Annotated in this window: 23 protein-coding genes, 2 tRNA genes, 1 other RNA gene and 1 pseudogene; 9 read left to right on the forward strand and 18 right to left on the reverse strand. The window is 66.0% G+C overall.

All coding sequences use genetic code 11. The features are described from left to right. Positions 1 to 13: 13 nt before the first annotated feature. The 3 genes from recR to dnaX all read right to left on the reverse strand — a co-directional run bounded on the left by recR (position 14) and on the right by dnaX (position 2,961). Complete coding sequence (gene recR / locus E4A48_RS12185) at positions 14 to 628, reverse strand: recombination mediator RecR (RefSeq protein ID WP_039007369.1); 615 nt, start codon at positions 626 to 628, stop codon at positions 14 to 16. A 131-nt stretch (positions 629 to 759) separates the two neighbouring features. Then, positions 760 to 1,080: a YbaB/EbfC family nucleoid-associated protein gene (locus E4A48_RS12190; protein WP_003479775.1), complete on the reverse strand. Its 321-nt coding sequence runs from the start codon at positions 1,078 to 1,080 to the stop codon at positions 760 to 762. A 6-nt stretch (positions 1,081 to 1,086) separates the two neighbouring features. Continuing rightward, a complete protein-coding gene (dnaX, locus tag E4A48_RS12195) occupies positions 1,087 to 2,961 on the reverse strand; it encodes a DNA polymerase III subunit gamma/tau (RefSeq protein ID WP_039007371.1) in 1,875 nt (624 codons plus the stop codon). A 234-nt stretch (positions 2,962 to 3,195) separates the two neighbouring features. On the opposite strand from dnaX, the gene E4A48_RS12200 reads away from it, so the two are divergent. Further along, positions 3,196 to 3,288: transfer RNA gene (locus E4A48_RS12200), tRNA-Ser, on the forward strand. Positions 3,289 to 3,613: 325 nt separating this feature from the next. Here E4A48_RS12200 and E4A48_RS21110 read toward each other — a convergent pair. Further along, positions 3,614 to 4,246 carry a DUF6624 domain-containing protein gene (locus E4A48_RS21110; protein ID WP_260607949.1) on the reverse strand — a complete coding sequence of 211 codons (633 nt, stop codon included), beginning with the start codon at positions 4,244 to 4,246 and terminating at the stop codon, positions 3,614 to 3,616. Between the two features lie 263 nt (positions 4,247 to 4,509). On the opposite strand from E4A48_RS21110, the gene E4A48_RS12210 reads away from it, so the two are divergent. Then, complete coding sequence (locus E4A48_RS12210; RefSeq protein WP_039006527.1) at positions 4,510 to 5,472, forward strand: IS1595 family transposase; 963 nt, start codon at positions 4,510 to 4,512, stop codon at positions 5,470 to 5,472. Between the two features lie 9 nt (positions 5,473 to 5,481). Here E4A48_RS12210 and E4A48_RS12215 read toward each other — a convergent pair whose 3' ends face one another. Then, positions 5,482 to 6,099: an ATP-grasp domain-containing protein gene (locus E4A48_RS12215; RefSeq protein WP_142742514.1), complete on the reverse strand. Its 618-nt coding sequence runs from the start codon at positions 6,097 to 6,099 to the stop codon at positions 5,482 to 5,484. Positions 6,100 to 6,164: 65 nt separating this feature from the next. Here E4A48_RS12215 and E4A48_RS21620 point away from each other — a divergent pair. Further along, a pseudogene (locus tag E4A48_RS21620) lies at positions 6,165 to 6,299 on the forward strand (DUF6538 domain-containing protein); the annotation flags it as partial. Positions 6,300 to 6,405: 106 nt separating this feature from the next. Continuing rightward, entirely contained in the window at positions 6,406 to 6,552 is a 147-nt protein-coding gene (locus E4A48_RS21115) for a hypothetical protein (RefSeq protein WP_230812977.1), read from the forward strand. Positions 6,553 to 6,681: 129 nt separating this feature from the next. Here the strand turns inward: E4A48_RS21115 and xopP are convergent, their stop codons facing one another. Continuing rightward, a complete protein-coding gene (gene xopP / locus E4A48_RS12225; RefSeq protein ID WP_142743167.1) occupies positions 6,682 to 8,826 on the reverse strand; it encodes a type III secretion system effector XopP in 2,145 nt (714 codons plus the stop codon). An 815-nt stretch (positions 8,827 to 9,641) separates the two neighbouring features. Between xopP and ffs the strand changes: the two genes are divergently transcribed. Beyond that, an RNA gene (gene ffs / locus E4A48_RS12230) (signal recognition particle sRNA small type) lies at positions 9,642 to 9,738 on the forward strand. A 98-nt stretch (positions 9,739 to 9,836) separates the two neighbouring features. On the opposite strand, the gene E4A48_RS12235 is transcribed toward ffs, so the two are convergent. The 7 genes from E4A48_RS12235 to E4A48_RS12265 are packed head-to-tail and all read right to left on the reverse strand — an operon-like array spanning position 9,837 to position 13,982. Then, positions 9,837 to 10,265 (reverse strand): molybdenum cofactor biosynthesis protein MoaE, encoded by a 429-nt coding sequence (locus E4A48_RS12235; protein WP_058196137.1) that lies wholly within the window; start codon positions 10,263 to 10,265, stop codon positions 9,837 to 9,839. A gap of 3 nt (positions 10,266 to 10,268) precedes the next feature. Then, positions 10,269 to 10,514 carry a MoaD/ThiS family protein gene (locus tag E4A48_RS12240; protein WP_003468589.1) on the reverse strand — a complete coding sequence of 82 codons (246 nt, stop codon included), beginning with the start codon at positions 10,512 to 10,514 and terminating at the stop codon, positions 10,269 to 10,271. Beyond that, positions 10,511 to 11,026 (reverse strand): cyclic pyranopterin monophosphate synthase MoaC, encoded by a 516-nt coding sequence (gene moaC, locus E4A48_RS12245; protein WP_142742515.1) that lies wholly within the window; start codon positions 11,024 to 11,026, stop codon positions 10,511 to 10,513. The genes E4A48_RS12240 and moaC overlap by 4 nt, the downstream gene beginning before the upstream one ends. Positions 11,027 to 11,057: 31 nt before the next feature. After that, positions 11,058 to 11,435 (reverse strand): nuclear transport factor 2 family protein, encoded by a 378-nt coding sequence (locus E4A48_RS12250; RefSeq protein ID WP_039007375.1) that lies wholly within the window; start codon positions 11,433 to 11,435, stop codon positions 11,058 to 11,060. A gap of 5 nt (positions 11,436 to 11,440) precedes the next feature. After that, the gene (gene moaA, locus E4A48_RS12255) at positions 11,441 to 12,481 is read right to left on the reverse strand and encodes a GTP 3',8-cyclase MoaA (RefSeq protein ID WP_039009242.1); all 1,041 of its coding nucleotides are present in this window, start codon (positions 12,479 to 12,481) and stop codon (positions 11,441 to 11,443) included. Beyond that, positions 12,478 to 13,233: an MBL fold metallo-hydrolase gene (locus tag E4A48_RS12260; protein ID WP_039007377.1), complete on the reverse strand. Its 756-nt coding sequence runs from the start codon at positions 13,231 to 13,233 to the stop codon at positions 12,478 to 12,480. The genes moaA and E4A48_RS12260 overlap by 4 nt, the downstream gene beginning before the upstream one ends. Beyond that, positions 13,233 to 13,982, reverse strand: coding sequence for a 3-deoxy-D-manno-octulosonic acid kinase (locus tag E4A48_RS12265; protein WP_039007378.1), 750 nt, complete (start codon positions 13,980 to 13,982; stop codon positions 13,233 to 13,235). Before E4A48_RS12265 ends, E4A48_RS12260 begins: the two co-directional genes overlap by 1 nt. 20 nt (positions 13,983 to 14,002) lie before the next feature. Here E4A48_RS12265 and E4A48_RS12270 point away from each other — a divergent pair, with 20 nt between their 5' ends. After that, entirely contained in the window at positions 14,003 to 15,052 is a 1,050-nt protein-coding gene (locus tag E4A48_RS12270; protein ID WP_142742516.1) for a glycosyltransferase family 9 protein, read from the forward strand. A gap of 95 nt (positions 15,053 to 15,147) precedes the next feature. On the opposite strand, the gene E4A48_RS12275 is transcribed toward E4A48_RS12270, so the two are convergent. Beyond that, entirely contained in the window at positions 15,148 to 15,552 is a 405-nt protein-coding gene (locus tag E4A48_RS12275) for a DUF6165 family protein (protein ID WP_058196139.1), read from the reverse strand. Between the two features lie 119 nt (positions 15,553 to 15,671). Then, positions 15,672 to 15,762, reverse strand: a tRNA-Ser gene (locus E4A48_RS12280). A gap of 195 nt (positions 15,763 to 15,957) precedes the next feature. On the opposite strand from E4A48_RS12280, the gene E4A48_RS12285 reads away from it, so the two are divergent. After that, a complete protein-coding gene (locus E4A48_RS12285) occupies positions 15,958 to 16,662 on the forward strand; it encodes a PP2C family protein-serine/threonine phosphatase (protein WP_039007383.1) in 705 nt (234 codons plus the stop codon). Positions 16,663 to 16,825: 163 nt separating this feature from the next. On the opposite strand, the gene dnaQ is transcribed toward E4A48_RS12285, so the two are convergent. Genes dnaQ through E4A48_RS12300 form a run of 3 tightly spaced genes read right to left on the reverse strand, consistent with a single transcriptional unit; the run spans position 16,826 to position 18,727 of the window. Further along, the gene (gene dnaQ / locus E4A48_RS12290) at positions 16,826 to 17,563 is read right to left on the reverse strand and encodes a DNA polymerase III subunit epsilon (protein ID WP_039007386.1); all 738 of its coding nucleotides are present in this window, start codon (positions 17,561 to 17,563) and stop codon (positions 16,826 to 16,828) included. A gap of 32 nt (positions 17,564 to 17,595) precedes the next feature. Then, positions 17,596 to 18,054, reverse strand: a complete 459-nt coding sequence (gene rnhA / locus E4A48_RS12295; RefSeq protein WP_142742517.1) for a ribonuclease HI — start codon at positions 18,052 to 18,054, stop codon at positions 17,596 to 17,598. A 13-nt stretch (positions 18,055 to 18,067) separates the two neighbouring features. Further along, the gene (locus E4A48_RS12300) at positions 18,068 to 18,727 is read right to left on the reverse strand and encodes a class I SAM-dependent methyltransferase (RefSeq protein WP_039007389.1); all 660 of its coding nucleotides are present in this window, start codon (positions 18,725 to 18,727) and stop codon (positions 18,068 to 18,070) included. A gap of 12 nt (positions 18,728 to 18,739) precedes the next feature. On the opposite strand from E4A48_RS12300, the gene gloB reads away from it, so the two are divergent. Continuing rightward, a complete protein-coding gene (gloB, locus tag E4A48_RS12305; RefSeq protein ID WP_039007391.1) occupies positions 18,740 to 19,507 on the forward strand; it encodes a hydroxyacylglutathione hydrolase in 768 nt (255 codons plus the stop codon). Continuing rightward, positions 19,504 to 20,730: a lytic transglycosylase domain-containing protein gene (locus E4A48_RS12310; protein WP_142742518.1), complete on the forward strand. Its 1,227-nt coding sequence runs from the start codon at positions 19,504 to 19,506 to the stop codon at positions 20,728 to 20,730. Before gloB ends, E4A48_RS12310 begins: the two co-directional genes overlap by 4 nt. Positions 20,731 to 20,796 lie beyond the last annotated feature (66 nt).

Below are 20,796 nucleotides of genomic sequence, written 5' to 3' on the forward strand. Positions count from 1 at the left end.
GCCAAGTGTGCCGCTACTCGCCTGCGCCGCCGCGCGGGACCTCGTTGCGGCTACCGAAGGCGTGCGACAGCGTGCCGCGGTCCACGTACTCCAGCTCCCCGCCCAGCGGCAGGCCCTGCGCCAGCCGGCTCGGGCGCACCCCGTGGCGGCGCGCCAGCTGCGCCAGGTAATGCGCGGTGGCCTCGCCCTCGACGGTGGAATTTGTGGCGATGATCAGCTCGGCGATCTCGCCATGCGCCAGCCGCGCAGCGAGTCCATCCAGGCCCAGCTCGCGCGGGCCGACCCCGTCCAGCGGCGACAGCCGGCCCTGCAGGATGAAGTACAGCCCGCGATAGCCGGTAGCGTGCTCGATCGCCAGGCGGTCGGCCGGCGACTCCACCGCGCACAGCTGCTGGCGGTCGCGGCTGGCGCTGGCGCAGATCGCGCACAGCTCGGTCTCGCTGAAATCGCGGCACTGCGTGCAATGGCCGACCTTCACCACCGCCTCGGCAAGCACGTTCGCCAAGCGCAGCCCGCCCTCGCGCTCGCGCTCGAGCACGTGATAGGCCATGCGCTGCGCCGACTTCTGGCCGACGCCGGGCAGCACGCGGAATGCGTCGATGAGTTGTTCTAGCAGGGAGGAGCTCATTATTGGTCGGGACTGGGGACTCGGGGCTCGAAAAAGCGACGCGGGGGTAGGACCTGATCGCAGTGCCATGTCCTGAAAGGCGACGCGCGCAATGGCCCGCTTCTACGAGTCCCCCGTCCCGAGTCCCGGCTTCAGAACGGCAGCTTCATGCCCGGCGGGATCGGCATGCCGGCAGTGGCCGCGCCCATTCGCGACTTGGACTCGGCGTCGATCTTGTTGGACGCATCGTTGAAGGCGGCGGCGATCAGATCCTCGGCCATCTCCTGGTCGGAGAGGATGCTCGGATCGATGCGTACCTTGCGGCATTCCTTGGCGCCGGTCAGGGTCACGCTGACCATGCCGCCACCGGCGCTGCCGGTGACTTCCAGCTGGGCCAGTTCTTCCTGCGCGCGCTGCAGGTTTTCCTGCATCTTCTGCGCTTGCTGCATCAATTGGGCGATGTTTCCACGCATGCTTGATTACTCTTGGTAAGGGCGGATGGAATCGGGCACGACCCGAGCGCCTTGCTGCTGGATCAGCGCTTGCACCGCCGGGTCTTGCAGGAACGCGGTTTCGGCCGCGCTCTGGCGCTCGCCGCGTTGTCGGTGCGAGCGCTCGTGCAGGGTCTCAGCATCGACCGCGATGCCGCTTTCGATCACGATCTTCGGCCGGCTGCCAAGCGCATCGGCCAGCGCCGCGGACAGTTCGCCGAGCGAGCGCTCGGACTGCAGGTATTCGAAGCCCGGCGACAGCGACAGCCGCAGCACGCCGTCGGCGTGGCTGACGAAGGCCGCGTTGGCGGCGAGCTGCCGCGACGGCCCGGCCAGGCCGCAATCGGCGACCAGTTCCAGCCAGTCCTCGGCCGCATGCAGCACGCGCGGTGCAGCGTAGTCGAGCGGCCTGCGCGCAGCGACGGTCAGCGGCGGTACCATCGCCATTTCAGGCTCGGGCGAGGCTGCGGGGCGTGATGCGAGCGGCGCCGCAGTCGCCGCAGTCGCCGCGGGCGTCGTTGCCGGCGCAGGCGCGGATGCAGGTGCCGCAGTTTCCCACGGCGGGTCGAGCACGGCGGCGGCGGCAACCGGCGCAGGCGCGGGTGTCGGCTTCGCCGCGGCCACGGCAGGCGCCGGCGCCATCATCGGCGCGGCGGGCGCGGCGACCGGGGGCGCCACCGCGACGTTTGCGGCAGCAGCGGGTGCCTCGGCCACTGCCACCGAAGCCTTGCGGCCTTCCGTCGTCGTACCCGACCCGGATGCAGCCGGCAGCGGCGCCGCGCCCGCCGGGCGGAACGCCAGCATGCGCAGCACCGCCATCTCGAACCCGGCGCGCGGACTCGGCGCCAGGTACAGATCGCGACGACCGTTCAAGGCCATCTGGTACCACAGCTGCACGATTTCCGGACGCAGGCGCTCGGCGAACGGCGCCGGGTCCAGCCCGTCCAGGCCGGCCACCGCCGCGCCCGGCACCAGTTGCCGCACCTGGATCCGGTGCAAGGCCTCGGCCAGCGCTTCCAGCACCCCGCCCCAGTCCGGCGAGAACTCGGCCAGCCCGGCGACCACCTGTAGCAGGCGCTGCCCGTCGCCATCGGCCAGCGCCTCGAGCATCGCCCCGACCTGGGTGCGATCGACCGTGCCCAGCATCGCCCGCACCACGTCCTCGCGCAGCGCGCCGCCGGCGTAGGCGATGGCCTGGTCGAGCAGCGACAGGCCGTCGCGCAGGCTGCCGTCAGCGGCCTTGGCCAGCTGCACGATCGCCGAGGCATCGACCTCGATCTGCTCGGCGGCCAGGATTCTGGTCATCTGCCCCTGGATCTGCTCCTCGTCCAGACGCTTGAGGTTGAACTGCAGGCAACGCGACAGCACTGTTACCGGCAGCTTCTGCGGGTCGGTGGTGGCCAGCAGGAACTTGACGTGCTCCGGCGGCTCTTCCAGCGTCTTCAGCAGCGCGTTGAACGCTGCCTTGGACAGCATGTGCACCTCGTCGATCAGGTACACCTTGTACTTGCCGCGCGAGGGCATGTACTGCGCATTCTCGATCACCTCGCGCACATCGTCCACGCCGGTATTGGACGCGGCGTCGATCTCCAGCAGGTCGATGTAGCGGCCGGCATCGATGTCCAGGCACGCCGGGCACTGCCCGCACGGGTCGGCACTGGTGCCCTGCTCGCAGTTCAGCGACTTGGCGAAGATCCGCGCGATAGTGGTCTTGCCGACGCCGCGGGTACCGGTGAACAGGAACGCGTGGTGCACGCGCCCGCTGTCCAGCGCATTGGTGAGCGCGCGGACCACGTGCTCCTGCCCCACCAGCTCAGCAAAACGCTTGGGGCGCCACTTGCGGGCGAGAACGAGATAGGACATCAGGCAACCGTCTTCATCTGAACCGCCATTGTGCCATGCCACGCCGCGTCGATCGTTCAGTGGGAGCGGCAGCCGGACGGGCGCCAGGAGTCCGGGCGCCGATCGGCATTCTTCCGCAAGCGGGAACAGACGCTGGCAGCAGGTCCGGCCTCCGCAGGCCGATCTCCTTGTTAACCGCGCCCGCGACGGCTAGAATCCCGCCCCTGCCGTCGGCTACCTCGCGCCGGCAGACCCGGAGAGGTGTCCGAGTGGTTGAAGGAGCACGCCTGGAAAGTGTGTAAGCGTCTAAACCGCGCTTCGGGGGTTCGAATCCCCCTCTCTCCGCCAGATTCAGCAAACCCCTGTTAACGCAGGGGTTTTTGCTTTTCTGGGGTGACCCTCGACGGGACACAAATCGGGACACATCTCACGATGCGCATCCCTCATCATCTCGTTCGCTCGCCCTCCGGGCTCTGGTCCTTCCGGGGCGGTTCAGGGTCGCCCGCAAGCTTCGTGTTTCTTGACTAGGTTCATGGACGGCTGGCCGCCGTCCATCGCGCCTATGGGTGCTTCGCACTCGATCGTAGACGGGTGCGTCGGTCCGTGAGGCTGTTTAGGCGCAGCGCTATCTTCAAGAAGAGCAGTGATACCAGGGGTGCCTCATGACACCAAGCTATTCGCCAAGACCTTTGCCGGACGCCACGGCGTTCTTGACTTGCTGTAGCTTTGCGCGCAACTGAGCGATAGGTGGCAGCCCCATGGATTCACGCCGCTTGTCTACGCTGCTTTCGTCTTCAATTGGATATAGCTCAAAAGATTCATTTGCTTGTGTGCCAAATCGTTGCAGCTTTCCATCGTAGACCAGCTGGCGATCAATGAATGTAGCGAAGGCATCCTTCGGGAAGTCTCCCTTCTCTACAAGCTCTTGCATCTGGCGAGCCATATTCGCTTGTAGGGCGCGGTCGCCAGAGTGCTGGAGCATAAGAAACTGCGCGGACACCGCGCCCTCGCCAACTTCGCTCAGGCCCAGCAGCCTTCCGGACGTCATCTCAAGCCATGCTGCCTCGCGGCGCCGGTCTGCCTCGGCAAGTCGCGCGTCATTGAATCCAGGGGTCATGGCCTTCTTGCGATCACGCTGATCTTCTTCGCCGAGAGCAATCAATTGCTGCGCGATCGCAGCAAATGAAGGTTTGTCAGTTGGATGGCCCGCGACCTCACTAGACTCATTCGCCAAGTTCGATGCAGTCACAGTCCCGGCTCCTAAAATAATAGCAATAAAAAGTAGAGATGCCGATCGTAGTTTCATGAATGTTCCACCCACTCATCATTTCGTTGCCTAGCAGAGAACTTTACTCCAAGCGAACTTATGCGATCCTGCATCTCCTCAAAGGCAACGGAAGCCTTATAGTCTGCGTAGCTTGGAGGCGTCTGGAGAAGAGGAACACCGGCCTTGCTTGCAAGGTATGAGCAAAATTTTGCCTGATTAGCCCTGACCTTCAGCTGCCTGTCGCAGGATCTGCGCCGCGCTGGGTGGATGCTGCTGTCACCTGAAGCCAACGAGGTGGCCTGATGAGCATCAATGCCGTGCAGTTCCAAGCTGGATTGTCGATGTCTGAGTTCTTCGCGTCCTACGGCACCCAGGCCAAGTGCTATCGCGCGCTCTACAAGTGGCGCTGGCCGCAGGGATTTCGCTGCCCATCCTGTGCTGGACGGGCGCGGTCGCGTTTCAAGCGGGGTGCTGCGATCTACTACCAATGCAGCGCGTGCCGGCATCAGACCAGCCTGATCGCTGGCACGATGTTCGAAGGCACCAAACTGCCGCTGCGCACCTGGATGCTGGCGTTGCACCTGCTGACCTCGACCAACACCAACATGGCCGCGCTGGAGTTGATGCGGCATCTGGGCGTCAACTACAAGACGGCCTGGCGGATGAAACACAAGATCATGCAGGTTATGGCCGAGCGCGAATCCATGCGGAAACTGGCGGGTTTCGTGCAGATCGACGATGCCTATCTCGGCGGCGAGCGTAACGGTGGCAAGGCCGGACGCGGATCAGAGAACAAACAAGCGTTCCTGATTGCGGTGCAGACCGATGCCACCTTCACCGCGCCGCGCTTTGTGGTGATCGAGCCGGTGCGCAGCTTCGATAACACCTCGCTGCAGGACTGGATTGCCCGTCGCTTGGCGCCCGAATGCGAGGTCTACACCGATGGGCTGGCCTGCTTGCGCCGGCTAGAAGACGCCGGCCACGCGCACACCACGCTGGACACTGGCGGTGGTCGTGCCGCGACCGAAACGGCCGGTGCACGTTGGCTCAACGTGGTGCTGGGCAATCTCAAACGCGCCATCAGTGGCGTGTATCACGCCATCGCGCAAGGCAAATACGCAAGGCGTTACCTGGGAGAAGCGGCCTATCGTTTTAATCGTCGATTCCGCTTGCGCGAGATGCTGCCACGACTTGCCACGGCCATGATGCAATCCACACCATGCCCAGAGCCGGTTTTACGTGCAGCGAGCAATTTTCATGGCTGAGAGTCGGGGCTAATCAGGAAATTTTGAAAGAATACTTGAATCCGGAACATTGGATTCCAGGAACAACCAGTTTCCGGACGGATTTAGATCCAAGAAGTGGTATTCGCCATTCCTATCTGGAACGAGGTCCATGCAGGCTACCTCGACACCCATCTTTGACATCAAAAGACCTACCTTTTCTTGAACTTCTAAAGGAAGGTCCATCTTGCTAATTGTGGTCACGTTGCTATCAGTCAGATCTTCTCGAGAGTCTAGCCGGCCAGAGGTCTGATAAATTTTATAGGCGTGAATTTGATCGCCAAAGACAAATGCGCGAATGTCAAAGTCCTTGACGATCTCTTCCTGGAATATGGCCGGCGCTGCCAAGACCGTCCCAGCCTCATAGTTGTCTAGTAGACTGATACTGGCTCTTGATGCGAAGGCGCACCTAGTACGGCCGTCGGCATAGCGCCAGCTGAACGGCTCGAACGGTTTGATAACTAATTTGTTTGTATTGCCAAATATTTCCTTTACCCGATCAATGCTTGATCCGAAGTAGCTTTTGGGTGGTGAGAGACCGACTTCGCTCGCTGCCCTTAATTGAAGCATCTTGTTGTCTGCGCGAATAGCCGAGCTCGGGGAATTCACGAAAACCTGATTTCCTACCTCCCCCAACAACTGCAAAAGCCAGTTTTGATTACGTCGACATCCCGATGAGAATTCCCCATCATTTGATTCGCTCCGCCTCTGGCCGATGGTCTTTCCGACAGAGAGTGCTCCTTGACCTCCAAGCCAGGCTTGGGAGACGGGTCATCAAGCGGACGCTTCGAACCACCGAACTGCGACAAGCGCAGATCCAAGCCATCAGGCTTGCGTCGAGCTATGCTCAGGTCTTCAACGCAGTTCGGGGACTGTCGATGGACCGGATGAGCACCAAGGATGTGGATGCGCTCGTTGAGCGCTCGACCCGTGCCGAGAGTCAGAAAGATCTATCCCTTCATCGTCGCCCAAGCACCAGACGGCACCGTCAGTGAGCGCTGGCAGATCGACAACGAAAAAGATGTGCGGCTCTATCGCAAGACTCAGAGTTGGGCTGCTTGATCGCTTCGATCTTGTACTCATCCGTATATCGCTTGCCGCTCATGCAGGACCTCCTCGATTGCCTGAATTATGTTATGGCTCTTAGGTGTTTACGAAAGGCTGGCCGGTCCAGCCGGTTGGTCGAGCCAGTTACCTCTGTCCACCAGAGCCAGCCGCCCAAAGCTGGCCGAGCAGCTTGACGCCAATCGTTGCCCGGTGCACCTTGGCATCGGTGTTCCCGAGTGCGCGCATCACTTCTTCCCAACGTGAGCCCAAGTTCACCTCCCTCGCCGTCTTGAGGTGGACAGCGGTAAAGTCCTTATAGGGAAGCGAGCGCAGCGCAGCGGGGGTTACCAGGTTTTCGGTATGCAGGTGTACGAACCAGGGCGCAGGGAGGCTGCCATTCGACTGCGGCATGTGGTCGATACGCACTTCGAACAGCCTGCCACGGTTGCCGCGGTCGCCCTCCGAGGGAAGGCGGTTCGGAGTCGCGACGCGTGCCAGTCCCTTCATTGCCAACAAGCGCTGCAAATGCGGCGCGCGCGGCTGCGGATCGGTCTTGAGCGCATCGGCTTCGCGCCGATCGAAATCGTGCTCGATCATCTGGAGAAGATGCAACCGCGTGTCGAGTTGCGCGAGGCGTTGGTCTTGCCTGGGAAGCTTGCTTTTGAGTTGCAGCAGACGCTCTCTCGATCCGAACCAGCCCTGCATGGAGGTCCTGGCAAAATCGAAGGCCGTCGCAGCGTCATGCCTGGAATCGCCGATCAGTCGCTCTACGTTTGTGGTGTCCTTGCCAAGGCGTTTGGCGATCTTGATGAAATCTCCCCCGAGTTCGGCCACAAGTGACGGCTCCAAGGGGGTACCCCTCAGCACCTCGTCGGCCTGTTTCTGCGCTGCGCTGCGATCATCGTTTGCCAGCCGTGCGGGCACTGCCGTCGAGCTGGAGGCAGCGGGCGTCTCCTTGCGGACCTTGCGTGACTTGGCCGATTCGCCTGATGTCGTTATCCCTAATCGTGGCGTCACTGATGCGGATGCTTGTTCGGCCGGGGCCTTCGCTGCGCCAATCAGCTGCCTGTCTTGGACAGCGAACTGACACAGATCGAGAAACGCCTGGCGTTGATCGGTGAGCGCCTTTGCGAGGTCGAGCATGGTCGGCCATAGATGATCTCTGGAATGATTCCCTTCCTCGATGAGCGCGGCAGCATCGACACACAGCTGCATGCCTGCTCGGCCACGAATCTCGGCGTATTCGATAACTAGGCCTTTGTACATGGCCAGCTCCTCCGGTGTCAGCGAGTGCTCGGTTGCGGAAAGGCGTTCGAGATGGACATTGATCAGTTCTATGAGCGCTTCGCTCACCTCGGCGTCCATATAGCTATCGACTTCTTCAAGCTCTCTAAGTCCGTCCAGCACCTGTGGTAGGCCGCAATCGCTGGCCTGCTCGAAGAGTCTCTTTGAATGTATTTCGACGACTATTCCGCGGACGGCCTGCATCAGCTCGTGGCAACCTCCTATCGTCGCCTTGACGATCGGCAGCTGGGCCTTGAGCGAGTCGGGCGGCGCTTGATCCGTCATCGGCGACTTGATGCGTCGGCAAACTTCCTCCAACGCTGCAATGGCATCAAGAAGATGAGCGCGTAACGCAAGCCATGATTCCGGCTGTTGCAGAAGGATGGCTTCGTGGGGAAACGCCACCATAGCGCACCTTCCCGTGTGCACATAGCCCAATTCCTTTTCCATCTTCTCATCGATCATATTTTGGCATGATTCCTTGTTCAGCGCTGCGGCTTGTCCGAGATTCATAACCAACCGACTCTCGTAGTATTCGAGTTTGGAGAGTGGCATCCGCTCTTTGATCTTCAACTCGGACAGCGCCTGCAACCCTTGTCGAGCGGATTTGATGGCGGACGCGCCGGACCTGAGTCTTGCTTCCAGGACCTTTGTGTCCGCCGGATCGGTCGGCGCTACGTTTGTTGCCAAGTGGTTGAACAGTTCCAGCCTCGACAAGGCCTTGGTCAATACGTCGAAAGGATCTGGTCCTTGCGAGGCAGGCGTTGGGGCAAAGAGCACAGCACTGAGGTCCCTGGCGTTGGCCGACGATGCCGATGAGGCATTTGCTCTGGACGCTCTGACCGGCCTCGGCGGCCTGATGGCAAGCCCACGGAGTTGCGCGGAGGGCGCCACAACGTCAGTAGACGCACTTGCGCTTGCCCCCGGGTCCGGGGGGGGCGGTGCAGATTGCGTGGATTGCGAGGGATCCAGTGGGGTCTGCTTGGTCGTTCTGATTTTAGGCACGGTGCATCCTCTGATATTGCCATTCAATTGCCACGCGCGTGACGTGCAGATGCGCGCGTTCTCGGGATGTGCGTGGATCTTGGTGGTGTGGCACAGAAAGGCCCGCCAAGTCAGCGAAAACGCCCGGTGCCACGGCGTGGTGCACTACTAGTTTCACGTGCGTCATAGCGCTCAGTCTGCCTACCGGATCACGCTGCATGTCTCAGTGCTTGCATCGCGCGATGTTGGATCAGCCCTGCACTTCTTCATCATGCGATCGCAGCTGACGCATCCCCAGCGATGTTTCTGTGGCGCCTGTGATCGCCGTTTCAACGCAAGCAGTTCGCTACTCAATCACTGGTCGATGGGCGCCACGTCGATGCCTAAGTAAACCATCGAATGCTGCGCCGTTCGGATGCTACGCGAATGGCTGGTGCCTGATACGAAGCCACCTGAAACGGGTCGAGCTGAATTTGATAGGGCAGCGAGACCAGGTTCCTGAGCCGTTTCATTTCATTTCCGAACTTGAGTGCTATCTGCGTCCTATCTCTGCGACGCCTGAGCGCAGCGCTACAGACAAATCATGGACGGCGCGGCCCATCTACTTGGAGGCTAGCGGCAAACATGCCAGACCAGCTACAATGGCGCCTCGCAAGTCAGGAGACATCTCTGGTTTGCGTGCTGTAGGAGAGTCAGGACGTTGGATCGGGATCAGTACCTCCCCCTCTCTCCGCCAGATTCGAATTGCGCTTCCCTCGCAGAATTGCGTCGCCGCCGGCGAAAGCGTTCAAGGGGAAAGACCGCGCCGCTGGCGCGGCTCCGTCTCTATGGTGGCCCCGTCGGCCCCTCGCGACGCTAGGTCGAAAACTCCGCCAGGGCCGGAAGGCAGCAACGGTATCGATCGACGCGGGCGCCGAGGTCAGCCGGCGGGGTCGCCACCCTAAATCCTGAAACGCAAGCGCAGCAGGCCGCTTATGCGCTTGTTGCGTAGTTCGTGCCTGCTCGTCCGCCGTGTCGCGGCTGGCACAGCCCTACGCCTCCGGATGCAACCAGCCGGCGTCGCCCTCGCGGTAGCGCTCGTGTTTCCAGATCGGCACCCGCGCCTTGACCTCGTCGATGACGTAGCGGCAGGCGCCGAAGGCGGCGTCGCGGTGCGCCGCGATCACGCCCACCCAGACCGCCAGGTCGCCGATCGCCAAGTCGCCGACGCGATGCACGCAGCGCAGGTCGAGGATGTCGAAGCGGGCCAGGGCTTCGTCGGCGATGCGCCGGCCCTCGGCCTTGGCCAGTGCCGCATAGGCTTCGTAGCGCAGGCCATCGACCGCGCGGCCGTCGTTGTGGTCGCGCACCCAGCCTTCGAAACTGGCGTAGGCGCCTGCCTGCGCATGCGCCAGCGGCGCGCGCAGCGCGGCGATGTCGAGGGCGCGGTCGGCGAGATGGAAGCGGTGCGTGTCGGACATCGGTCAGCCTCCCGAGACCGGCGGAATGAACACCACCTCGCTGCCCTCGCGCAGCGCGTCGTCCCAGCCCACGAAGGCGCCGTCCACGGCTACGCGCAAACGCTGCGACGGCCAGCGCAGGCCGTGCCGCGCGTCGAGTTCGGCGTACAGCGCGCGCAGGTCGGCCGCGGCGGTCTGCACCTGTTCGCGCTCAATGCCCGCCGCCTCGCGCAGGCTGGCGAAATACAGCACGGTCACGCGCACGCTCATGCTGCGCTGCCGACGTCGCGCTTGCCGCCACGCTTGCCGAGCAGCCGTACCGGGCCGATCGTCATCGCATGGGTCAGCGCCTTGCACATGTCGTAGACGGTCAGCGCAGCGATGCTGGCGCCGGTCAGCGCCTCCATCTCCACCCCAGTGCGGTGCACGGTGCGCACTGTGCATTCGATGCGCAGCACCTGCGGCGAGGCCCAGTCGATCGCGAAGCGGCAGCCGTCGATCGGCAGCGGATGGCAGAACGGGATCAGTTCGTGGGTGCGCTTGACCGCCATGGTCCCGGCGATCACCGCCGTGTCGACGATGCCGCCCTTGGCGCTGCGCAGCGCGTCGGCGCGCAATTGCACGGCCACCGCCACGGGAAAGCGCACCCGCGACTCGGCCACGGCGACGCGTGCGGTGACGGCCTTGGCTGAGACGTCCACCATCGTCGGCAGCCCCTGCGGATCCAGATGGGTCAGCCTCTTGCTCGCCGCGACGGCGTATTTGGCCTTTTCTTCGCTCATAGGCTGCGCTGCCGCTCCCACGACACCATGCTCAGGCGGCGCCGGGAATCGGCGTGCCCTGGTGGAACAGCATGCGCCATTCGCCGTCGCGGCAGCGCCACAGCGAACTGCGCAGCGCATGCCGTACCGGAGCGCCGTCGCCATCGTGGCGCTCGCTGCGATATCGCAGCTGCGCCAGATCCGGCGCCGGCAACCACGCCTGCAAATCGAACGCGTGATAGCGGACCGCGCCGGCCAGTGCCGGTAGTTCCTGCAACAGCGCCTGCCTGTCGATGCATCGCCCGGACGCACCGAATTCGACGAACGCCTCGTCGAGCAGCGCCGACAACCGCGCCACCGAGGCGCGCGTGGCCGGCTCCAGCAATTCCAGCTCCAGCGCGAACAATCGGTGCTTCAGCGACTCGTCCATTGCGCTCATCCGCCGATCAGGAACATCTCGACGTGCTTGCCGCGCGCCGCGCGCGCATCGCCGCGCAGTTCGCTGTAGCGATCGCCGCGTTGGCCCCACAGCGCCTGCACGCGCTCGGCCAGCGCGTCCTCGCCGCCGGCCAGGGCCGGCTTCAGATCCGTGCCGGCGGCGGCGAACAGGCAGGTGTAGAGCTGGCCATCGGCCGACACCCGCGCGCGATGGCAATCGCCGCAGAACGGCGCGCTGACCGAACTGACAAAGCCGATCTCGCCGCCACCATCGACGAAGGCATGGCGTGCGGCGACTTCGCCGGCGTAATGCGGGTCCAGCGCGCGCAACGGCCAGCGTGCGGCGATGCGCGCGTGCAATTCCGCCGACGGCACCACCCGTTCGCGGCGCCAGGCATTGCAGGTGCCCACGTCCATGTATTCGATGAAGCGCAGCACGTGGCCGCTGCCGCGGAAGTGCGCCAGCAGCGGCAGCACCTGGTCGTCGTTGATGCCGCGCTGGACCACGCAATTGATCTTCACCGGCCCCAGCCCGGCCGCCACGGCCGCGTCGAGGCCGGCCAGTACCTGCGCCACCTCGCCGCGGTCGCCGGACATGCGCCGGAAGGTCGCCGCGTCGATCGCGTCCAGGCTCACCGTGACCCGGCGCAACCCCGCGTCGCGCAGCGCCTGCGCGTGCCGCGCCAGCAGCGAGCCGTTGGTGGTCATGGCCAGGTCGTCGAGGCCGGGAATGCGCGCCAGGCGTCGCACCAGTTCGGGCAGGTCGCGGCGCAGCAATGGCTCGCCGCCGGTCAGGCGCAGCTTGCTGACGCCGTTGCGCACGAAACCGCGCACCAGCGTCTCGATCTGCTCGAACGACAACCGCGAGGCCGCATCAAAGCCGTAGTCGTCGGGCACCTTGTCGGCCGGCATGCAGTAGCCGCAGCGGAAATTGCAGGCTTCGATCACCGACAGGCGCAGGTCGCGCAGCGGCCGCCCCAGCCGATCCAACGGCGCGATGGGCGCGAGCGGCAGCGGCTGGCGCAACACGGCGCTCATGGCGCCGGCACCTGCGGTGCGCGCGGCGTCTCCAGCGCCACGCATTCGCCAGGCCGCGCGACGCGGTGGCCGCGCGCGCGCAAGGCTTCGGCCTCCTCGGCGCTGGCGTAGTGGTACAGCATCATGCGTTGCAGCAACTCGGCGGGATATTCCCGTTCCAGGTCATCCACCCCAGTATGCGACGGGTTGCCGTGAAGGCCGCAGTCATGCGCGACCAGCTCGCCGTCGCCGGCATAACGGCTCAGCATTTCCGGAATCGGCCGGGTATCGCCGCTCCATACCAGCGCGCCCTGCAGGCGCAGCCCGTAGGCGGTGTCGGGCCAGTGGTGGCGCACCGGGAACACCTCCAGCCGCACCCCATCGTGCCAGAACGCATCGCCGACCGCGATCAGCTGGAACGCGTCCCAGAAATTGGCACCGCCCTCGGCCAGCACGTTCGGGTAGTCGCCGATGCGGCGATGCAGCAGCGGCACCAGCGGCGCCGGCACGTACACCCGCACCTTGCCGCGCCGCGCCGAGAAATAGGCATCCACGAACAGCCGTTCGAAGCCGGCCACATGGTCCAGGTGCACATGGGTCACGAACAGCGCCTGCGGCATCGCCGCGTAATGCGCCTGGTAGGCGCTCAGACCCTCGCCGCCGCAATCGATGCTCAGCCACGGCGCGCCATCGCGCTCGATCGTGGCCATCGGCGACCCCAGCTCCACCGCCGACGCGTTGCCCACGCCCTGGAAGCGCAGCACCCAGGCCATCAGTAGCCCCGGTTCCAGGCCAGATCGTAGGCGCGGCGCAGGCGCGCGTAGTCCTTGTTGACCTCGTCCACGCTGCGCTCGCCGCGCAGCTTCAGCAGCGAGCGGTGCAGGCGCTTGAGGTTGCGCTCGCGCCAGCGTGTGGCCGGAATGCGCAGCACGCTGCGGTCGAAATCGATCATCCAGCCGCGGCCGTTGCCGTCGAACAGGATGTTGTGGGCGTTGAGATCGGCGTGATCCAGCCCGGCGCGATGGAAGCGCGCGACCAGCCGCCCGGTCTCCTCCCACGGCGCGCCGCGGCCGGCGACATGCGCGCGATCGGCCAGCGAGCGTACCCCTTCCAGCCGTTCCATCAGGATCGCGGCGCGGTAGCGCAGCCCCTGGCGCAGGTAGCAGGCGGCCAGCGGCCGCGGCACCGGCAGCTTGCGCGCGATCAACGTGCGCATCAGCCGGAACTCGGCGAAGCTGCGGGTGCGGTCGGCGCCGGACCACAGGTAGCGATCGCGGCTGAGCTTGGCGACCAGGCCGCCGCGCCGGTACTGGCGCAGCACGCTGGCGCCGAACGGGGCATCGACGAACCAGGCGCCGCCGCGGCCGCCCTCGTCCACCGGACGCGCACGCTCGGCCCAGTGCGCGGCGGAGAACAGCGCCGGCTCGGCTTGCCGCAGCCGCTGGCGGTCGAACAGAATGGCGCCATAGCCGCGGCCCTCGCGGTACGGCATCAGTGCTTCGGTGGCGTCGAATGCAACCATTCAGCGAGTCTAACAACACCATGGCAGCAACGCTCCCTTCGCTGTGCCTGTTGCGCCTGTCGGCGCTGGGGGACGTGACCCATGTGCTGCCGCTGGTACGCACCCTGCAGCGCGCCCGGCCCGCCGCGCCGCCGCTGCACTGGATCATCGACCAGCCCGGGCACAAGCTGCTCGACGGCCTGCCCGGGGTAGTGTTCCACGCCTATGACAAGCGTAGCGGCGTGGCCGGGATGCGCGTGCTGCGCCGCGAACTGCCGCCACAAGGCTTCGATGCGCTGCTGCAGATGCAGGTGGCGCTGCGCGCCAACGTTCTGTCCGCGTTCGTGCGCGCACGGCGCCGCATCGGCTACGACCGCAGCCGCTCCAAGGACCTGCACGGCCTGTTCGTCAACGAACGCATTCCCGACCGCCCCGGCCTCCACGTGCTGGACGCGATCGGCAGCTTCTGCCAACCGCTGGGCCTGTGCCAGACCGAGGTGCGCTGGGACCTGCCGATTCCCGACGACGCGCACGCCTGGGCGCAGGCGCAATGGCCCGACGACGGCCGCCCCGCGCTGCTGATCTCGCCCTGTTCCAGCCACGTACGCCGCAACTGGTACGCCGACCGCTACGCCGCGGTCGCCGATCACGCCGCCGCGCAGGGTTGGCGGGTGGTGCTGTGCGGCGGGCGCAGCGACCTGGAGCGCAGCACGGCCGACGCCATCGTTGCGGCGATGCGCTCGCCGGCGCTGGACCTGGTCGGCCGCGACACGCTCAAGCAACTGCCGGCGCTGCTGCAACGCGCCGCGCTGGTGATGACCCCCGATTCCGGACCGATGCACATCGCCAATGCCGTGGGCAGCAAGGTGCTGGGCCTGCACGCGGCCAGCAACCCACGCCGCAGCGGCCCTTATTCGGACATCCGCTACTGCGTGGACAAGTACGACGCGGCGGCGCGCAAGTTCCTAGGCAAACCGGCGGTAGAACTGAAATGGGGCAGCAAGATCGAATTCGACGCGGTGATGGCGCTGATCGGCGTGGACGACGCGATCGCCGCGTTCGAGCGCTACCGCGCCGATCTGGGCATGTAAGCCGGCTTGCGCGCGGGCCCGAGCGCCGCCTTGCCACGATGCGCCCCAGCACACGGAAGCGCCTCCCGGACGCGTCGCTCAGCCGGGTGCTTCGCTCAGGACACCGCGCCGCGATAGTCCTGGTAGGACTTCTCTTCGACGTAGCTGGAACCCAGCGCCAGATTGATCTCCTTCTTGATCCGCGCGCGCTCGTCGTTTTCGTAGTACACGCTGCGCGCGAGCTTGATGAATTCCTCGTCGAAGGCCTGCGCCTTCTCCTTGATCCGGATCTCGTCCTCGATCACCCATAGGCGCTCGTTGACTGCCTTCAGATCAAGCCGCAGGCGGGCCACGTCGCCGCTGGCGGCCGGATGCGCCATCCAGGTCCTTTCCAGCGCCGAAAGCTCCGCGCGCACGTTGGCCAGCTTGGACGCATCGCCGATGCGCTCGGACTTGATCTGCAGGATGGCGATCTTGTCGAGCAGTTCGCCGAAGGACACGGGGACGAGGATTTCGGACATGGGCACACCCAGGCGATAGTTGACGGAAAGTGTAGCGAACCGGCCTTAAAGCCATGTCGGCGCGGCGTGGCCGCGGCCGTCTAAAACAAAAGGCCCCTGACGGGGCCTTATGCAAAAACTGGCGGGAAGGGGGGGATTCGAACCCCCGAGGCGCTATAAACGCCTGCCTGATTTCGAGTCAGGTACATTCAACCGCTCTGCCACCTTCCCGGGTGGTCCCCGGCGGACCGGGGGCGTGCATCATACGGTTCCCACCGCGCGTGGACAAGCGCCGCGTCGCCCGGCAGCGCCCGTACCGCCATGAACCCCGCCTGCTCTGCGGCGCGGCCAACGATTGCCTGATGTCCGCTTGGCCGCGATGATGCCGTTTGAATGACAGGACGCCAGGCCGGCCGCGGGCACGCAATGATCGAATTCGGACACCTCACCCACGTCGGCCTGCGCCGCGAACTCAACGAGGACACCTATTACGGCGACAGCGAGCTCGGCCTGTGGCTGGTCGCCGACGGTATGGGCGGCCATGCCTGTGGCGAAGTCGCCAGCGCGCTGGCGCGCGAGGCCATCGTCCGCGAGGTGCGCGGCGGCACGCAGCTGGCGCAGGCGATCCGCATCGCAGACGAAGAGATCATCCGCGCCTCGCGCCGTCGCAACGACAGCTTGCCGATGGGCACCACCGTGGTCGCCGCGCGCGTGCAGGGCAACCGCTTCGAAGTGGCCTGGGTCGGCGACAGCCGCGCTTACCTGTGGCGCGACGGCAAGCTGGCCCAGCTCAGCCAGGACCACAGCTATGTGCAGGAACTGATCGCGCAAGACGCGCTGACCGCCGAACAGGCACGCGCGCACCCGCACCGCAACGTGGTCACCCAGGCGCTGGGGGTCACCGATCCGCTGCACCTCAACGTGGCCACGATGACCGGCGAACTGCGTCCGGGCATGCAACTGCTGCTGTGCAGCGACGGGCTGACCGAGGAAGTGGACGACCCCGGCATCGCCGCCACGCTCAGCCACGACGACTGCAGCGCGCAGGAATGCGTGGACACGCTGGTGGCCGCGGCGCTTGACGGCGGCGGCTCGGACAACATCACCGCGATCCTGGTGCGCTGCCACTGAGCCGATGCGCCGACGCCGGCCGGGCCGCAGCCGGCAGGCGCGGCGCGCGGCCGCGCTCAGCTCACGCAGGGGTGCACCGTCGCCGCGCTGGCGGCGCCGGTAGTAGCCTCGGTCAAGCCCGAAGCGGCGCCAGCGAGCGATCGGCTGCTGGACATCGCGCCACTCAACCCGCTACGGCGTCGGCCAGCACCGGCTCGGCGGCGTCCCACACTGCACGCCCGGCCTTCTTGCGCAGCTTCTCCAGCCGCGCCTGGTGCGCGTCCAGCTCCGATGCCGTGGGCAGCACCCGCGGCCGCGGCAGCAGCGTCGCCATGTCGAACGCCACATGCTGTCCGTGGGCATGGCTGCCGCGGTCGTCGGCCAGGGCGAAACCGATTTCCTCCTGGCCCGAGGTCAGCGCGATATACACCTCGCTGAGGATCTGCGCATCGAGCAGCGCGCCGTGCAGTTGCCGATGCGCATTGTCCACGCCCAGCCGCTTGCACAGCGCGTCCAGCGAATTGCGCTGGCCCGGGAAGCGCTCGCGCGCCATCAGCAGCGTGTCGATGACCGTGGCGCGGTCGAGGATGCGCCCGTAGGACGCGCCCAGCCGCGACAGTTCGTAGTCGAGGAAGCCCAGATCGAACGAGGCATTGTGGATGATCAGTTCGGCGCCGTCGATGAACGCCAGGAACTCGTCCACCACCTCGTGGAACTCCGGCTTGTCGGCGAGGAACTCCAGGGTCAGGCCGGTGACTTCCTGCGCGCCGGGTTCGAAGTCGCAGTCCGGGCGCAGGTAGCGGTGGAAGTTGCGCCCGCTGGGTCGGCGCTCGAGCAGTTCCACCGCGCCGATTTCGACGACGCGGTTGCCCTTCTTCCATTCCAGGCCGGTGGTTTCGGTATCGAGGATGATCTGACGCATGTGGCTCGCTGCAGGATGAGGCGTGTAAGGGATCAGGACGCGACCGCGGTGCCGCCGGCGCGTACCCGCAGCGCCTGGTTGCGCGCCAGCACGTCGACCCGCTCGTTGTCCGGATCGCCGCTATGGCCCTTGACCCAGCGCCAATCGATGGTGTGCCGCTGCGCGGCGGCATGCAGCCGCTCCCACAGGTCACGGTTCTTGACCGGGTCGCCGCCGGCGGTCTTCCACTGCCGCCGCACCCAGCCCGGCATCCATTCGGTGATGCCCTGGCGCACGTACTGCGAATCGGTGTGCAGCACGATCTGGCACGGCTCGCTGAGCGTCTCCAGCGCCATGATCGCCGCCATCAGCTCCATGCGGTTGTTGGTGGTGTGCGCCTCGGCGCCGGCCACTTCGCGCTCCAGGCCCTTGTAGCGCAGCAGCGCGGCCCAGCCGCCGGGGCCGGGATTGCCCAGGCAGGCGCCGTCGGTATGGATATCAATAGTCTTCATATACGTCCGGAAATCAGATGGAAGCAGTCGAACCGCGCCAGCGTACCGGTACGCGCAGCGGAATGGGGCCGATGCCGGCGGCGGTACGTTTCTCCGCCTGCAGCAGGCACACCGCCCGCAACGGCGCGCCGGAGGTCGCCGAGCCGACGCCGCCGCGGGTCGGCCAGACCGGTCCCAGGTAGCGCAACGGCTCGGTGCATGGCAACCCGACCCGCTGCAGCAGACCGCGCCAGCTGCCGGGCGGGCGCGCCAGCAGTCCCTGCCGGCGCCAGCGCAGCCGGTACGGGCTCACCGCATTGAGCGCGAACAGCCAGATCCGGCCGCCCGGCAGCAACACCCGCTCGCATTCCTCCAGCAGCGCCGCGGCGTCGGCGCCGAGCACGTGCTGCAGCACGATCGCGTTGACGCTTTCCGAAGGCAGCGGCAGTGGCAGCGTGCACACCAGATCGCCGGCATAGCCGCGCGCGGTGCGGTGCAGGCGCACGCCGCGCCCCGGCAGCTCGCGCGCCAGCGGCGCGAACGGCACCGGCGCCAGCCACAACCAGGGCTGCGCGGGGCGTCCGAGCAAGGCGTCCAGGATCAACGGCTGCTCGGCCTGGAGCAGCTGTTGCGCCACCGCCGTATCAAACCATGATGAGACGGCGCCTTGACGGGGGAACGGGGCGGCAGGCATGGTGCCAATTCTATGCGACTGATCGCCCTGCCCGCATTCCAGGATAACTACATCTGGGCGATCGCCGCCGCGGACGGCCGCGTCTTGCTGGTCGATCCCGGCCAGGCCGAGCCGGTGTTCGAAGCCGCGGCGCAAGGATTGCGCCCAGCAGCGGTGTTGCTGACCCATCATCATGACGACCACATCGGCGGCGTCGCCGCGCTGCGCGAGCGCTGGCCGGATCTGCCGGTGTATGCCCCGGCGGACGAGCCGCGAATCCCATACGCCAGCCAGCGCGTCGGCGACGGCGATGGCGTCCAGGTGCTGCAATGGGAGTTCCGGACCCTTGCCGTGCCAGGGCATACCCGCTCGCATGTAGCCTATGTCGGCCACGGCCATCTGTTCAGCGGCGATACCCTGTTCAGCCTGGGCTGTGGACGCATGTTCGAAGGTACGCCCTCCCAGATGTTGGGTTCGCTGCAACGGCTGGCCGCCCTTCCGGGCGCCACGCTGCTGTGTTGCGGACACGAATACACCCTGGCCAATGCGGCATTCGCCGTCACGGTCGATCCCACCAACGCTGCCTTGCGGCGGCGCCATCAGGAAGTCCAGGCCATGCGTCATGTTGCCCGCCCCACTGTTCCCGTCAGCCTCGCCAGCGAAGTGGCGACCAATCCGTTTCTGCGCACCGCCTCGGCGGCGATCCAGCAGGCGGTCGGCGCCCGGCTCGGCCACGGCGCCCGCGACGAAGTGGAAGTATTTGCCGAATTAAGGCGCTGGAAAGACGATTTTCGCGCATGAGGTCGCTGTTCCTGACAGCGGCGCTGACGCTGGCGATCGCGTCGGTGTCCCCTTCGGTGAGCGCGGCGGCGCCGATCGGCGCGGCGCTGGAGCAGACCGTGGCCGGCCTGAACGTGCTGCCGACGGATGCAGCGGCGCTGCCGCCGGCCACCACCCGTAACGGCCACGCCATCCTCGCCAGCTTCCGCGACGGTCTGGCCGATGCGCAATGCGAGGGCGGCACCGTCGATGCGCGCTGGAAGCAGCAGTTCGCGCGCGCGCCGGCGCGACTGGCCAACGAGGACGAAGACGTGTTGCCGCTGTTCGGCTACGTGGTGGACGAACTGCGTGCAGCCGACCTGCCGACCGAATTCGCGCTGATCCCGTTCGTGGAGAGCGGCTACCGCCCTGCCGCGCGCAATAGCGGTGGTCCAGCCGGACTGTGGCAGTTCATCGCCGATACCGCCCGCAACCACAACGTTCCGGTCGAAGGCGGCTACGACGGCCGCCTGTCCGCCGTGGACTCCACCCGCGCAGCGGTGCGCTACCTGAAGACCTTGCACGGCATGTTCGGCGGCGACTGGCGCCTGGCAATCATGGCCTACAACGCCGGCGAATACCGCGTGCTGCAGTCGATGCGCCGGGGCGGCATGAACGCGCAGAACGCGCAGCCTGAGAAGTTGCCGGGGCTGTCGCCGATCACCTATGACTACGTCGAGAAGCTGCACGCGCTGGCCTGTGTCCTGGAGCAGGCGCAAACCCACGACGAATGGATGGCCTCGCTGGACCGCGAAGTGCCGATCCTGCAGGCGCGCACCCTGCCCGCCGGCATGGCGCTGGACGAGTGGGCGCGGCAGCAGGCGCTGCAGGACAACCAGGTCGCACGGCTGAATCCGGCGCTGGGCAGCGCAGGTAACAAAAAGCGCGCACTGCCGGTGCTGGCGCCGGTCGGTAGCGGCGGCATCGCCGCCACGGCCGCCGCCGATGCCATGGCCGCGGCGGCGCAACCGCAGCAGCCCGAGGCGCTGGCGACGCGCGCCGTCGCCAGCCTCGCCGAGGCCACACCGCCACGTATGCGCCAGCGCACGCCTGCGGCGCGCCGCACCCATACGGTCCGCGACGGCGACACCGCCTGGACCATCGCCAAGCGCTACGGCATCACCGTGCAGACGCTGCTGGCGAAGAACGGCCTGTCCGCGCGCAGCGTGCTGCGCCCGGGCATGGTGCTGAGCTACGAGGAATAAGTCTCCCGCTGCGGCGGGAAGATCGAGCTACCGACCAAACATCGCAGTCGGTGCCGGTTGCCGGCG

This window comes from Xanthomonas translucens pv. cerealis, assembly GCF_006838285.1.
In the GTDB taxonomy this organism is placed as follows: domain Bacteria; phylum Pseudomonadota; class Gammaproteobacteria; order Xanthomonadales; family Xanthomonadaceae; genus Xanthomonas_A; species Xanthomonas_A cerealis.

Coding starts and splice junctions, on each gene's coding strand:
- E4A48_RS12285 (WP_039007383.1), top strand. CDS start 15,958: ATGATCGAATTCGGACACCTCACCCACGTCGGCCTGCGCCGCGAACTC.
- E4A48_RS12240 (WP_003468589.1), bottom strand. CDS start 10,514: ATGAGCGTGCGCGTGACCGTGCTGTATTTCGCCAGCCTGCGCGAGGCG.
- E4A48_RS12260 (WP_039007377.1), bottom strand. CDS start 13,233: ATGGCCTGGGTGCTGCGCTTCCAGGGCGTGGGCAACGCGTCGGCGGTG.
- rnhA (WP_142742517.1), bottom strand. CDS start 18,054: ATGAAGACTATTGATATCCATACCGACGGCGCCTGCCTGGGCAATCCC.
- recR (WP_039007369.1), bottom strand. CDS start 628: ATGAGCTCCTCCCTGCTAGAACAACTCATCGACGCATTCCGCGTGCTG.
- E4A48_RS12310 (WP_142742518.1), top strand. CDS start 19,504: ATGAGGTCGCTGTTCCTGACAGCGGCGCTGACGCTGGCGATCGCGTCG.
- dnaQ (WP_039007386.1), bottom strand. CDS start 17,563: ATGCGTCAGATCATCCTCGATACCGAAACCACCGGCCTGGAATGGAAG.
- dnaX (WP_039007371.1), bottom strand. CDS start 2,961: ATGTCCTATCTCGTTCTCGCCCGCAAGTGGCGCCCCAAGCGTTTTGCT.
- E4A48_RS21110 (WP_260607949.1), bottom strand. CDS start 4,246: ATGAAACTACGATCGGCATCTCTACTTTTTATTGCTATTATTTTAGGA.
- moaC (WP_142742515.1), bottom strand. CDS start 11,026: ATGAGCGAAGAAAAGGCCAAATACGCCGTCGCGGCGAGCAAGAGGCTG.
- E4A48_RS12190 (WP_003479775.1), bottom strand. CDS start 1,080: ATGCGTGGAAACATCGCCCAATTGATGCAGCAAGCGCAGAAGATGCAG.
- E4A48_RS12270 (WP_142742516.1), top strand. CDS start 14,003: ATGGCAGCAACGCTCCCTTCGCTGTGCCTGTTGCGCCTGTCGGCGCTG.
- E4A48_RS12250 (WP_039007375.1), bottom strand. CDS start 11,435: ATGGACGAGTCGCTGAAGCACCGATTGTTCGCGCTGGAGCTGGAATTG.
- E4A48_RS12235 (WP_058196137.1), bottom strand. CDS start 10,265: ATGTCCGACACGCACCGCTTCCATCTCGCCGACCGCGCCCTCGACATC.
- gloB (WP_039007391.1), top strand. CDS start 18,740: ATGCGACTGATCGCCCTGCCCGCATTCCAGGATAACTACATCTGGGCG.
- E4A48_RS12210 (WP_039006527.1), top strand. CDS start 4,510: ATGAGCATCAATGCCGTGCAGTTCCAAGCTGGATTGTCGATGTCTGAG.
- E4A48_RS12265 (WP_039007378.1), bottom strand. CDS start 13,982: ATGGTTGCATTCGACGCCACCGAAGCACTGATGCCGTACCGCGAGGGC.
- moaA (WP_039009242.1), bottom strand. CDS start 12,481: ATGAGCGCCGTGTTGCGCCAGCCGCTGCCGCTCGCGCCCATCGCGCCG.
- E4A48_RS12275 (WP_058196139.1), bottom strand. CDS start 15,552: ATGTCCGAAATCCTCGTCCCCGTGTCCTTCGGCGAACTGCTCGACAAG.
- E4A48_RS12300 (WP_039007389.1), bottom strand. CDS start 18,727: ATGCCTGCCGCCCCGTTCCCCCGTCAAGGCGCCGTCTCATCATGGTTT.